This is a genomic window from Proteus sp. G2609 (assembly GCF_963896135.1).
Lineage (GTDB): Bacteria > Pseudomonadota > Gammaproteobacteria > Enterobacterales > Enterobacteriaceae > Proteus > Proteus mirabilis.
In genome coordinates, this window is sequence record NZ_CAWQNB010000037.1 from 46,098 (window position 1) to 58,479 (window position 12,382).

Sequence of the window (12,382 nt, forward strand, 5' to 3'; positions counted from 1 at the left end):
GGCTACCGAAGGGTAACCGCTATGATGAATTAAGACTTGCATAGCATAGCTGATTTTGTCTAATAGCCACAACTATTGATCTCAATGAAAGCCATTGTTTGCATAACTTTTTTGCCACAATGGCGAGATAGCGCGAAAACAGCATTTTTTTGTTAATGATAAATGCGAGATTTTCAAGCGTTTAGCCTAATTATTGCAATAAAAATGAATTAATTGCTACTGTGTTGCGTCATCAAAGGTTGATGATTATTTTTAGCGATATTTTGCTGGCATGTAATAATTCATGCCAGCAAAGGGGAAAAGTGAGTGGGATGAAAAAGAAAATTGAAGATTAATGTAAGATTTTAGCTAGGAAATCTTTAGCCCTTTCTGATTTAGGATTATCAAAGAAGTCATTTTTCGGGCTATCTTCGACAATACGACCTTCATCCATAAAAATAATACGGTCAGCAACTTTTTTAGCAAAGCCCATTTCGTGTGTAACCACCATCATGGTCATGCCTTCATTCGCCAGCTCAACCATAACATCAAGAACTTCATTAATCATTTCAGGATCAAGTGCGGAGGTGGGTTCATCAAATAGCATCGCAATAGGATCCATACATAAAGCACGAGCAATAGCAACGCGTTGTTGTTGACCACCAGAAAGTTGAGCAGGGTATTTATTAGCGTGGTTGGCTAAGCCTACGCGCTCTAATAATTTTAGCCCTTTCTCTTTTGCTGCACCTTTCTCTCTATTAAGGACTTTCACTTGCGCTAGTGTAAGATTTTCAATAATGGAAAGGTGAGGAAATAATTCAAAGTGTTGAAACACCATACCAACTTTGGCTCGTAACTTAGCTAAATCAGTTCGTTTATCATTGACTTTTATATCATTTACTAGGATTTCACCTTGTTGTATAGGCTCTAAACCATTAACGGTTTTGATAAGCGTCGATTTACCTGATCCTGAAGGTCCACAGACAACAACAACTTCCCCCTTTTTCACTTCAGTGGAACAATCTGTCAGTACTTGAAACTGACCATACCATTTGGATACATCTTTTAGGGAAATCATCTAAGTAGTCCTTTTTTTAAGAAAGTTCACTAACATTGAAGCGGAGAAACTAATTATAAAGTAGACAAAACCAGCAAAAAGGATCATTTCAACCTGTGTGCCATCACGCTCACCAATATTTGCCGCTGTTCGGAAAAAGTCGGTCAGACTTAATACATACACGAGTGAGGTATCTTGAAATAAAACGATACCTTGTGTGAGCAATAAAGGGATCATGGCACGAAATGCTTGAGGTAAAATCACTAAACGCATCGTTTGTGATTTTGTCATTCCTAAAGCTAAGGATGCTGAAAACTGGCCTTTACTGATGCTTTGTATACCTGCTCTGATGATTTCAGAGTAATAAGCAGCTTCAAATAGAGAGAACGCTACCATTGCTGAAATTAAACGGATATCACTTTTTGGTGAAAGGCCTAGAACATTTTGTAATATGTTAGGCACAATTAAATAGAACCACAGTAATACCATTACTAAAGGAATAGAACGAAAGGTATTAACGTAAGCGGCCGCAAACCAGCTGATGGGCTTAAAAGTAGATAAGCGCATCACTGCAAGTATTGTTCCCCATAAAATACCGATAACAATTGCTGTTATGGTGATTTTTAAAGTAATGACCATGCCATCCATTAAAAAAGGTAGGCTAGGAACAACAGAACTCCAGTCAAACTCGTACATTATTGACCTCCTGCTGTGCCAGGTAAACGCACCCGTTTTTCTAACCAGTGCATAATCAACATAATAATGACGTTAATAAAGACATAGGCTAGCGTGATAGCGGTAAAGGATTCATAAGCTTTAGCTGAATAATCTAATAATTTATTCGCTTGCGCAGCCATATCAATCAGGCCAATCGTTGAGGCGATTGCAGAGTTTTTGACTAAGTTCAGCATTTCAGAGGTCATTGGCGGAATAATGACGCGATAAGCATTAGGTAATAAAACATAACGGTAGGTTTGTGGCAGTGTTAAGCCTAGTGCTAAGCCTGCTGCTTTTTGTCCTCTTGGTAATGAATTGATTGCCGCCCGCACCTGTTCACACATGCGCGCTGCGGTAAACAAACCTAAACAGAGTGCTGAAGAGACAAAGAATTGGATATTCGGCGTTAAGTCCATTTTGAACCAATCACCAATAGCTTGTGGTAAGAGTTCAGGGATCACTAAATACCATGTGAAGAATTGTACAATCAGGGGGACGTTACGAAATAGTTCAACATAGATAGCCCCTAAACTAGAGAGCAAGCGATTAGGTACGGTTCGTAAAATACCAAAAAAAGAGCCGACAATAAAAGCGATGATCCAAGCACAAAGAGATAAAGCGACAGTAACTTGAAAGCCTGAAATAAGCCAACCTAAGTAAGTGGTATTTCCAAAAGGGGCTTCTTGGAAGAATATCCCCCAATCCCAATCAATCGACATGATTTCACCTCCGGTGAAAAAAATGGGGCAGGGAACGGCTGCCCCAAACTTCACTGATCTGTCTGTCCAACAGATACTTTATAATTATTAATTTTGCATCAATTACTTATATGCATTGTTAGTTCAATGCTTTATCATTTGGTGATGCAAAGAGTGCTTTCATTTCATCCGAGATAGTGAATTCTAAATTGAGGTTTTTCGGTGGAATTGGGGCATTAAACCAACGATTGAACGATTTTTCTGCTGCGCCAGATTTTTGCGCATTAGCAATGGTTTCATCAATTAACGACTTAAATTGTGTATCACCTTTGCGTAACATACAGCCATAAGCTTCTTCCGATTGAGGTGTTCCCACAATCTCCCATAACGCAGGTTTTTTCGCTTTAGCACGTTCACCCGCTAATAAGGCGTCATCCATCATAAAAGCAACGGCACGCCCTGATTCAAGTGTACGGAATGAGTCGCCATGATCTTTTGCGCTAATAATGCGCATATTCATTTTTTTCTCATCATTGAGCTTGTTGAGTAACATTTCAGATGTGGTGCCTGACGTAACAACCACATTTTTGCCCGCAAGATCAGCAAAATCTTTAATTCCACTGTCTTTTTTCGCAAGTAAACGTGTACCAACAATAAAAATAGTATTCGAGAAATCAGCTTGTTGTTGGCGAGCGAGATTATTGGTCGTTGAGCCACACTCAAAGTCAAATGTACCATTTTGTAATAGTGGAATTCGATTCTGAGAAGTGATAGGAATAAGGCGAACTTGTAGGTTAGGTTTGCCTAATTTTTCTTTTACTGCCTCAACAATCAGGTTGGAATAGTCTTGAGAGTATCCGACCACTTTTTGTTGATTATCGTAGTATGAAAAAGGGACAGAGGATTCACGATGACCAACAATAATAATATCGTTATCGTTGATTTTTTTTAAGGTACCAGTGAGTTCTTCTGCTTGCACAGCTCCTGCAGCCCCTAAAATCATTAATGATAATGCTAGTTTACGCATGCGCATAATAACTCCTGTCGTGGTGATATTGATGTGTTGCTTTGTGTTACTTTTTTGTTTTAATTTGTTTTGATAATGTTAATAAATAGAACAAATAACATACGGTTGGGAAGTGCCATATTCCAAATACGAGAGCTATCTCTCAATAAAAGGATGAAATAAAAAATTGTTCAATGTTTTTTGGAAGTGATTTTCAATATTTAAAATTATTATAGTAATAACCATGAGAAGTTAAAGGTTAAAAAGAACAAAGAAGAAAAAGGCGTTAATCTAAAAAAGAAAAGAATTTGTAAAGTTTATCTTAAGGAGTTGTTTGTCTGTAGATTACCGTTAAGATAGCAGGTCAACAAATGAGGAAATCTATGCATAATTGGCGGTCAGGTCGCTGGCTAGTGTTGATAACAGTATTGCTGATCTTGTGTTGTATTGTTCAGCGCTCTATGGGGGCTCATGTGATTAGTGAGCGCTTAGCATCTGCTGTTTCGCAAACACAGTCCTCATTCTCGACGCCAATTGCAGAGCAACAAAATGCAAGTGAAGGGAAATATTCACTTTCAACCTGCGAATTAAGTGCTAAATCACTCTTATCGATTCCTCCTTTAGCGATTGAACCGCTTTTTTATACTTGGGCGGTATTACTTTTATTTGGTATGGCTGCCATTTATGTTTCTCGTCAACGTAGCCAGAAAAAACAACATCACCCACCTCCACGAATAAGGCTTCACCTTCATTACTGTATTCTAAGGGATTAGTAGCGCTTTAACTCAATAATACGTCTTATATTGAGGCGTTGTTTTATGTGTAGCGTTAGAGGATTTTTTAGGGAGTTGCTATGGTTCGTTCTTTTTTAATAGCATTGATGTTGATGCTATTTTCATTATCTTCATTAGCCGCCGATACAGGTTGGCTAACTATGCCAGACAATGATCATGCTCAGGTTAGGGCTACGGCTGACAAGTCATCGACAGGCGATGTTAAAATATTGCTTGAGGTGCAATTAGCGCCGGGCTGGAAAACATATTGGCGCTCTCCCGGAGAAGGTGGCGTAGCACCTGAAATTAATTGGACGCAATCTGTGTCTGATATGATATGGCATTGGCCATCACCTTCCGCTTTTGATGTCGCAGGTATTCATACCCAAGGTTACGATAAAGAAGTCGTCTTCCCCATTGAACTAAAATCTGTCGATAGCGATAACTTAAATGGGGTATTAACACTTTCAACCTGTAGTAATGTCTGTATTTTAACTGATTACTCATTAAATCTGGATTTAAACGAGCCTGCTCCCGCTGACTTTGAATGGCAATATAATCAAGCCATGGCCAAAGTACCAGTGACAAGTGGATTAATTTCTGCTGTTTCATCTGATTATCGAAATAGTCAATTAACCCTCTCATTACAACGAGAACAAGGTGATTGGCATCAACCTAATATTTATCTCGATCCACCACAAGGAATGCTATATGGCATTCCACAGTTAACAGCAAAAGGTGATCATTTATCTGTTACTGTCGATGTAACCGATGATTGGGGAGACGCTGCGGGTGACATTACAGGAAAACCACTCTCCTTTGTTGTGACTGACGATGGCTATTCACGTCAAGTCAATGACACTATAGGCCAAGGCGATAGCGTATCTCTGCCTACTGCTGACTCGGGGGTAGGATTATGGAGTATTTTATCCTTTGCGCTGTTAGGGGGCTTAATTCTTAATTTAATGCCTTGTGTGTTACCTGTTTTGGCGATGAAATTGGGCTCAATTCTTCATATCGAAAAACGTGATACAGGGGCTATTCGTAAACAGTTTTCTGTTTCTGTTGTGGGAATTTTAGTGTCATTCTGGGCCTTAGCGCTGTTTATGACCGTATTACGCTACAGCCAAGAAGCAATAGGTTGGGGCATACAGTTTCAAAGCCCTTGGTTTATTGGCTTTATGGTGCTGATCACGGCTATTTTTACCGCTAATTTATTTGGCCTATTTGAATTACGTTTATCAAGTAATATGAATACCAAAATAGCGACAGCAGGAGGCCAAGGTTATAGTCGACATTTCTGGGAAGGGGCTTTTGCTACATTGCTTGCCACACCGTGTTCTGCCCCATTCTTGGGGACTGCGGTTGCTTATGCATTGATAGCACCATTAAGTGAGTTATGGTTAATTTTCACCGCATTAGGTCTTGGAATGAGTTTACCATGGATCATGGTTGCTATGTTTCCATCAATTGCCAAAGTGTTGCCAAAACCCGGTAAATGGATGAATCGCCTAAGAGTTGTTTTAGGCTTTATGATGTTGCTATCTTGTATTTGGCTGATCACTTTATTGATCCCCCATTTTGGTATTGGTATTGTTGCGGCTATTTTTGTGGCTATCGCCCTGATCTTGCTTTTTGCTATTGCTAAACATTACGGCAAAAAAACGCTATTTGCTTCAATGGTGATCACCCTTATTTTAGGTGGTACAAGCTATCTATTTATTGCTCAGCCTGATACTCAGACCTTGGCGGGGCAAGATCATGTAAATTGGCAACCACTCTCAGAAGAGGCTATTCATCAAGCGTTAGCTGAAAATAAACGAGTATTTATTGATGTTACCGCAGATTGGTGTGTTACCTGCAAAGCAAATAAATACAATGTATTATTACGCGATGATGTGCAAAAGGCACTTTCAGAGCCTGATGTTGTCGCATTAAGAGGGGATTGGACGAAACCGTCAGAACAGATCACCCAATTTTTAAAACAGCGCGGTCAAGTCGCCGTGCCGTTTAACCAGATTTATGGACCATGTAACAAGGAGGGGGAGATCCTACCGCCTCTTTTAAATAAAGATCTAATGTTAACTATTCTTTCAGAGGCTAAAGGAGCCCAATAATGAAAAAAACACTTTCTGTACTGGTTATCTCTTCGTTACTTTTTGGTGCAAATGTTCAAGCCGCTGCCTTGAATGCAGCTCAAGAAAAAGAAGTACGTGCATTAGTTCGTGATACTTTAGTGAGTAATCCTGAGATTTTGGAAGAAGCTATCATGGCATTGCAAACTAAGAAGGCAGATGAGCAACAAGCACAGTTCCGTCAAGCATTGGCCTCTGAACATGATGCATTATACAACGATGCGGCAAGTCCACGTATTGGCGCTAAAGATGCTAAGTTAGTGTTAGTGTCGTTCACCGATTATAACTGCCCATATTGCAAACGCTTTGACCCATTATTAGAAAAGATCACTGAACAATATCCTGATGTGGCGGTTATCATTAAACCATTACCATTTAAAGGTGAAAGCTCTGCTAAAGCCTCTCAGGCAGTGCTTTCTGTCTGGAAAGAAGATCCAAAAGCATTCTTAGCACTTCATCAACGTTTGATGCAGAAGAAAACGATGCTAGATAATGCAAGTATTGAAGATGCAATGAAGAGCACTAATACTAGCAAAATTAAGTTAACTGATGACAGCTTAAAAACGTTGCAAAATAACTTAGAGCTTTCTCGTAAACTGGGTATTCAAGGTACGCCAGCGACGGTAATTGGTGATACTATTTTACCGGGTGCTGTTGATTATGATCAGTTAGAAATTATTGTGAAAGAACAACTGGCGAAAGTGAAAAAATAATGGCAAATCGTTTACGAAAATGGGGTAAAGAATTAATTATTCTCGCCCTTATTTTTGTGGCTATTTCATTTGCTATGGACTGGTGGCGTCAACCAACGCCACCAGAACTTACTGATTTATCTACGCTTTATACAGTTGATGATAAACCAGTCTCATTGATTGCCCTTAGCCAAGAGAAACCATTACTGATCTATTTTTGGGCGAGTTGGTGTGGCATTTGTAAGTTAACTACACCGACGGTAAATGATTTAGCACAACAGGGTTATAATGTTACGTCTGTAGTTATCCGCTCTGGTGATGATGCCAAAATAATACGTGGCATTAACTCCAAGCAACTAGTTTTTCCGGTTATTAATGATGATAGAGGGGCTATTTCTCAACGTTGGGGGATAAGTGCTACACCTTCTTTTGTTATTCTCTATAAAGGTGAAATGGTGCACTTTACAAGTGGCTGGACATCCTCTTGGGGATTAAAACTTAGGTTATGGTGGGCTTCAATTTAACTTGTTTATCAGAGTTTAAATGAAGAAAAAATAATGCCAGGTAGGCTGACAATAAAATCGATTATCTCATAGACAAGTTTTTTACGTCTGCGTTTTATTTTTGCTTCTTGGCTACCTTGAACAATTAATTCCTTTTCATTGTAAGTGCGTTTTGAGGTATTAATATGTATTGGTACAATATTAATAGGAATAACGATTTGATTATTCTTATTGGCTGGTGTTAATTGAGCTAATGTCCAACCATATTGATGTTGTTTATCTCCAAACGCATTTTTCTGGATAATACGACCGTAATAATCTTTACGAAAACCTTTTTCTTCATTATCGCTGGAAATCTGATGGGCATGTTGCCAATAAGGTAAAACATCTGTTGGTGATTGAATGAGTCGCGATAGTGCTGGTGGGTCAAGTGGGATCATATTGAGACGTTTAGAGCTTGCTTCTTGTTTTTGCTCATAGGCTCTCGCTGTTTGCCAATGTAAAGGCACAATTGTTTCATCTTCAATAAGTTGATGAATCGAACTAGGTTGTTTTGATAATACCCAGCCAAATTCATTTTGTTGATTAAACATTTGGCGCTTGATCCATTTAGTTTCTTTATCTTTACGAAATCCTTTTGTTTCATTATCGGCAGATATTTTTTTCGCTCTTTGCCAAATAATATCAAGAATATATTCAGGGTAATGGATCATTGAAAAGTCCTTTTATTAGAAAAGCCCTTACTTAATTAACTGTTTTAAGATTAATTGAGTAGGGCTTTATTTAACATTAAGAACGACGCTTAATAAAAGCAAGAATTAAAAATACCCCTGCTAAAATCCACACTGGATAACTCCCCATTTTATAATAAGGTGTTGATCCTGTCGTGGGCGTCATTTTTTCAGCTAATGCACCGGCTTCAAATTGTGGAAGCTGGGCAATAACATCACCATTAGCAGCAATAAAGGCGGTAATGCCGTTATTAGTTGAACGTAATAATGGCCGTCCTAACTCTAATGAACGCATTCTAGCCATTTGAAAATGTTGCCATGGACCAATTGAATTACCAAACCAAGCATCATTTGAAATAGTTAATAAGAAACGTGTATCCGGCTTAAAGTTAGCACGAACTTGTTCTCCAAGAATAATTTCATAACAGATGGCGGCGGTTATTTTGGCATCATTTACCGTCAGTTGAGGTTGTATATATTCACCTTGGCTTAATGATGACATAGGTAAATTAAAAAATGGCGCTAATGGGCGCAATAAGGACTCTAAAGGGACATACTCACCAAAAGGCACAAGATGATGTTTGTTATAGCGATCTGTTGCCGGATATTGGTAAGCATAGTGTTCACCTAATGTAATAACACTATTATAAAAACGATAGCCTTCTAAGGTGGGACGCGCATCAATAATTCCTGTCATTAGATGCGTGTCTTGTGCTCTTAATTGTTTATCCAATTGCGCTAAAAAGCCTTGTTGCTGAATTTCAACATCAGGGATAGCTGACTCAGGCCAAATAATTAAGTTTGCTTTACCGATAAAAGGGCGACTTAAGGTGAGATAGGTGTTTAACGTACTTTCTAAAGTACCGGGTTGCCATTTTAATGATTGCGCGATATTGCCTTGAACTAAGGCAATTTCTTGTGTTTCATCAGTTAAAGGTTGATACCATTGATAAGATTTAAAGCTGATAGGTAAGAGTAATAATATTGCTCCGATCACCGCACTATATAGTGATTTACGATAGATAGCGACAGCAATAAGTCCACTAATTATGGTCAGCAAAAAGGTTATCATGGTGACACCAAAAACAGGTGCAATACCTTTTAATGGGCCATCAATTTGGCTATAACCAAATTGTAACCACGGAAACCCTGATAACACCCAGCCTCTTAAAAATTCAGTGAGTTGCCATACAGCGGGAGCCGCAAAGACAAAACGCCAAACGGTAGGTTTAGGGAAGAACTTGTTTAATAATCCGGCAAATAGGGCGGTATAAAGCGATAGGTAAAGGGCTAACAATATGACTAAGAAAATATTGATAGCAAATGGCATTCCCCCAAAATCAGCAATGCTGACATATACCCAGTTTACACCACTACCAAATAATCCAAATCCCCAGGCAAAACCAAGCCATGCCCCTTGTCGTGTGGTTCGTTGCGTTATTATCAGTAGCAAACCTGATAAAGAAATTAACGCTGCAGGCCAGAAATCAAAGGGAGAAAACGCGAGTGTGCCACTGGCACCGAAAAAAACCGCCAGTAGGGTGCGAACCCACTGGCGGTTTAATAAAGAGAAATTATTCATTAATATCCTACACATCATTACCTAGTTCAGGTACAGGCGCATCGTCAGGAATGTGCACATAAACCTGAATAATTTTACGGCTATCTGCCATAACAACTTTAAATTGGTAATTATCAATGGTAATAGTTTCACCTCTAGCAGGAAGATGACCGAAGGCTTGCATAACTAAACCACCAATCGTATCGACTTCTTCATCACTAAAGTGAGTACCAAATGCCTCATTAAAATCTTCTATTTGGGTTAATGCTCTCACTGAGTAGGTATGGCGACTTAATGGACGAATATCAATATCATCCTCATCATCATACTCATCTTCAATTTCGCCGACGATAAGTTCAAGAATATCTTCAATCGTGACCAAACCAGAAACACCACCAAATTCATCAATGACAATAGCCATATGATAGCGTTGCGAACGGAACTCTTTTAGTAAGCGGTCAACGCGTTTACTTTCTGGTACAACGACAGCAGAACGTAAAACTTTGTCTATACTAAATGGCTCAGCACCAGTACGCATAAATGGCAATAAATCTTTTGCCATTAATAAGCCTTCAATATGATCTTTGTCTTCACTGATGACAGGAAAGCGAGAGTGCGCTGAATCAATAATCACATCAAGGCACTCATCAAGGGTTTGATTGCGTTTTAATGTGACGATTTGCGAGCGGGGGATCATAATATCCCGTACACGCTGTTCAGCGATATCCATTACCCCCTCTAACATATCACGGGTATCAGGATCGATTAATTCTTTCTGTTCAGAATCGCGGATAAGCTCCATCAGATCATCACGATTTTTAGGTTCACCGTGGAATAACTGATTAAGCAGTGTGAGAAACCCCTTTTTAGGACCAGGGTTATCGTTACTCGAAGATTGGTCGTCGCTCATGGCGTTTTAACTATTTTTCCTCATTGAATGGTTATTAGATATAGTATTTATCATAAAATAAAGAGAACTGTTACTCTTTTTCAATCAAATAGGGATCTTCATAACCTAATTTTTGTAAGATTTCTGTCTCTAAACCTTCCATTTCTTCAGCTTCATCATCTTCAATATGATCATAGCCTAAAAGGTGCAGACAACCATGGATAACCATGTGTGCCCAGTGCTCTTCAACAGTTTTATTTTGCTCATCGGCTTCTTTTTCAACGACCTGACGACAGATAATTAAATCACCCAGTAAAGGTAATTCCACTTCAGGCGGTGCTTCAAAAGGAAAAGAAAGTACATTAGTTGGCCTATCTTTTCCACGATAAGTTAGGTTTAACTCATGGCTTTCCGCTTCATCAACGATACGGATAGTCACTTCACTAATAGGCTGAAATTGCGGTAGTACGGCTTCCAGCCAAGTGATAAATTGGGCTTCACTCGGAAGCCCTTGTGTATTTTCAGTGGCAATTTGTAAATCAAGAATCACTTCACTCATGATTTTCTCTCTGCAGTCTCTCTTTTTCTGCTTTAATTGCTTGGCGACGTTTTTGATCTTCAACTTCCCAAGCTTCATATGCGACAACAATCTTAGCAACCACAGGATGGCGAACCACGTCTTCACTATGGAAGAAGTTAAAGCTTAAATCATCGACATTAGATAGCACTTCTATGGCATGACGCAATCCGGATTTATGGCCTCGAGGAAGGTCGATTTGCGTGATATCACCTGTGATGACCGCTTTAGAGTTAAAACCGATACGCGTTAAAAACATCTTCATCTGTTCGATTGTGGTGTTTTGACTTTCATCGAGAATAATAAATGCGTCATTGAGTGTACGACCTCGCATATAAGCTAAAGGGGCCACTTCAATCACATTACGCTCTATCAGTTTCTCAACTTTTTCAAAACCTAACATCTCGAATAACGCATCATAAAGTGGTCGTAAATACGGATCGACTTTTTGGCTTAAATCACCGGGTAAAAAACCGAGCTTTTCACCCGCCTCTACCGCAGGGCGAGTCAGTAAAATACGGCGTACTTCTTGACGCTCAAGGGCATCGACAGCGGCAGCAACAGCCAGATAGGTTTTCCCTGTACCTGCAGGCCCGATACCAAAAGTAATATCGTGAGTTTGGATATTGGCAATATATTGCGCTTGGTTAGGCGTACGTGGTTTTATCACGCCGCGTTTAGTGCGAATATTGGTCGATTTCCCAAATTCAGGCACATGCTCATCACTTTGCTCAAGCACTCGGCTCTCTTTGATGGCAAGGTGAATTTGCTCAGGGTCGATGTCGGGTATCACACCTTTAATAGGTGAGGTTTCCACATACAGATGTCGCAAAATTCCTGCAGCTGCATTCACATTCAGTGATTTACCCGTTAGTTTAAAACGGTTATCACGGTGATTGATCTCGATACCTAAACGGCGTTCAAGTTGCTTAATATTGTCGTCAAATGGGCCACATAAACTCATTAAACGGTCATTATCTGCGGGCTCTAAGAAAATCTCTTGGGTCGCTACCTGTGTATGGGCTATTACTGTCACTGAGTATCCTTTTGTTAAGTCTGATCAA

Annotated in this window: 13 protein-coding genes; 4 read left to right on the forward strand and 9 right to left on the reverse strand. The window is 39.4% G+C overall.

Annotated features, from left to right (window positions below):
- Positions 1-331: 331 nt before the first annotated feature.
- The 4 genes from AACV01_RS11500 to AACV01_RS11515 all read right to left on the reverse strand — a co-directional run bounded on the left by AACV01_RS11500 (position 332) and on the right by AACV01_RS11515 (position 3,484).
- Positions 332-1,057, reverse strand: coding sequence for an amino acid ABC transporter ATP-binding protein (locus AACV01_RS11500; RefSeq protein ID WP_004246043.1), 726 nt, complete (start codon positions 1,055-1,057; stop codon positions 332-334).
- On the reverse strand, positions 1,058-1,732 hold the full coding sequence (gene gltK, locus AACV01_RS11505; RefSeq protein WP_004246042.1) for a glutamate/aspartate ABC transporter permease GltK: 675 nt from the start codon (positions 1,730-1,732) through the stop codon (positions 1,058-1,060).
- Positions 1,732-2,472, reverse strand: coding sequence for an amino acid ABC transporter permease (locus AACV01_RS11510; RefSeq protein WP_004247440.1), 741 nt, complete (start codon positions 2,470-2,472; stop codon positions 1,732-1,734). Before AACV01_RS11510 ends, gltK begins: the two co-directional genes overlap by 1 nt.
- A gap of 118 nt (positions 2,473-2,590) precedes the next feature.
- The gene (locus tag AACV01_RS11515) at positions 2,591-3,484 is read right to left on the reverse strand and encodes an amino acid ABC transporter substrate-binding protein (protein WP_004246040.1); all 894 of its coding nucleotides are present in this window, start codon (positions 3,482-3,484) and stop codon (positions 2,591-2,593) included.
- Between the two features lie 356 nt (positions 3,485-3,840).
- Here AACV01_RS11515 and AACV01_RS11520 point away from each other — a divergent pair, with 356 nt between their 5' ends.
- From AACV01_RS11520 to AACV01_RS11535, 4 genes are all read left to right on the forward strand, one after another.
- Positions 3,841-4,230 (forward strand): hypothetical protein, encoded by a 390-nt coding sequence (locus tag AACV01_RS11520; RefSeq protein WP_004246039.1) that lies wholly within the window; start codon positions 3,841-3,843, stop codon positions 4,228-4,230.
- Positions 4,231-4,310: 80 nt separating this feature from the next.
- Positions 4,311-6,347, forward strand: a complete 2,037-nt coding sequence (locus AACV01_RS11525) for a protein-disulfide reductase DsbD family protein (RefSeq protein ID WP_004252238.1) — start codon at positions 4,311-4,313, stop codon at positions 6,345-6,347.
- Entirely contained in the window at positions 6,347-7,078 is a 732-nt protein-coding gene (locus AACV01_RS11530; protein WP_004247442.1) for a DsbA family protein, read from the forward strand. Before AACV01_RS11525 ends, AACV01_RS11530 begins: the two co-directional genes overlap by 1 nt.
- Entirely contained in the window at positions 7,078-7,581 is a 504-nt protein-coding gene (locus tag AACV01_RS11535; RefSeq protein WP_004252236.1) for a protein disulfide oxidoreductase, read from the forward strand. The genes AACV01_RS11530 and AACV01_RS11535 overlap by 1 nt, the downstream gene beginning before the upstream one ends.
- Before the next feature lie 8 nt (positions 7,582-7,589).
- Here AACV01_RS11535 and AACV01_RS11540 read toward each other — a convergent pair whose 3' ends face one another.
- The 5 genes from AACV01_RS11540 to AACV01_RS11560 form a co-directional block, all read right to left on the reverse strand.
- On the reverse strand, positions 7,590-8,273 hold the full coding sequence (locus tag AACV01_RS11540; protein ID WP_004252233.1) for a hypothetical protein: 684 nt from the start codon (positions 8,271-8,273) through the stop codon (positions 7,590-7,592).
- Positions 8,274-8,349: 76 nt separating this feature from the next.
- A complete protein-coding gene (gene lnt, locus AACV01_RS11545) occupies positions 8,350-9,873 on the reverse strand; it encodes an apolipoprotein N-acyltransferase (RefSeq protein ID WP_161682941.1) in 1,524 nt (507 codons plus the stop codon).
- Between the two features lie 7 nt (positions 9,874-9,880).
- Positions 9,881-10,762: a CNNM family magnesium/cobalt transport protein CorC gene (gene corC, locus AACV01_RS11550; RefSeq protein ID WP_004246033.1), complete on the reverse strand. Its 882-nt coding sequence runs from the start codon at positions 10,760-10,762 to the stop codon at positions 9,881-9,883.
- A 70-nt stretch (positions 10,763-10,832) separates the two neighbouring features.
- Positions 10,833-11,300, reverse strand: coding sequence for an rRNA maturation RNase YbeY (gene ybeY / locus AACV01_RS11555; protein ID WP_036972271.1), 468 nt, complete (start codon positions 11,298-11,300; stop codon positions 10,833-10,835).
- Positions 11,293-12,354: a PhoH family protein gene (locus AACV01_RS11560; protein ID WP_004246031.1), complete on the reverse strand. Its 1,062-nt coding sequence runs from the start codon at positions 12,352-12,354 to the stop codon at positions 11,293-11,295. Before AACV01_RS11560 ends, ybeY begins: the two co-directional genes overlap by 8 nt.
- Between the last annotated feature and the right edge of the window lie 28 nt (positions 12,355-12,382).

Excerpts from the sequence above, each read along its gene's own strand:
- ybeY (WP_036972271.1), bottom strand. The coding sequence starts at position 11,300 with ATGAGTGAAGTGATTCTTGATTTACAAATTGCCACTGAAAATACACAA.
- AACV01_RS11520 (WP_004246039.1), top strand. The coding sequence starts at position 3,841 with ATGCATAATTGGCGGTCAGGTCGCTGGCTAGTGTTGATAACAGTATTG.
- corC (WP_004246033.1), bottom strand. The coding sequence starts at position 10,762 with ATGAGCGACGACCAATCTTCGAGTAACGATAACCCTGGTCCTAAAAAG.
- AACV01_RS11535 (WP_004252236.1), top strand. The coding sequence starts at position 7,078 with ATGGCAAATCGTTTACGAAAATGGGGTAAAGAATTAATTATTCTCGCC.
- AACV01_RS11540 (WP_004252233.1), bottom strand. The coding sequence starts at position 8,273 with ATGATCCATTACCCTGAATATATTCTTGATATTATTTGGCAAAGAGCG.
- AACV01_RS11500 (WP_004246043.1), bottom strand. The coding sequence starts at position 1,057 with ATGATTTCCCTAAAAGATGTATCCAAATGGTATGGTCAGTTTCAAGTA.
- AACV01_RS11525 (WP_004252238.1), top strand. The coding sequence starts at position 4,311 with ATGGTTCGTTCTTTTTTAATAGCATTGATGTTGATGCTATTTTCATTA.
- gltK (WP_004246042.1), bottom strand. The coding sequence starts at position 1,732 with ATGTACGAGTTTGACTGGAGTTCTGTTGTTCCTAGCCTACCTTTTTTA.
- AACV01_RS11515 (WP_004246040.1), bottom strand. The coding sequence starts at position 3,484 with ATGCGCATGCGTAAACTAGCATTATCATTAATGATTTTAGGGGCTGCA.
- lnt (WP_161682941.1), bottom strand. The coding sequence starts at position 9,873 with ATGAATAATTTCTCTTTATTAAACCGCCAGTGGGTTCGCACCCTACTG.
- AACV01_RS11510 (WP_004247440.1), bottom strand. The coding sequence starts at position 2,472 with ATGTCGATTGATTGGGATTGGGGGATATTCTTCCAAGAAGCCCCTTTT.
- AACV01_RS11530 (WP_004247442.1), top strand. The coding sequence starts at position 6,347 with ATGAAAAAAACACTTTCTGTACTGGTTATCTCTTCGTTACTTTTTGGT.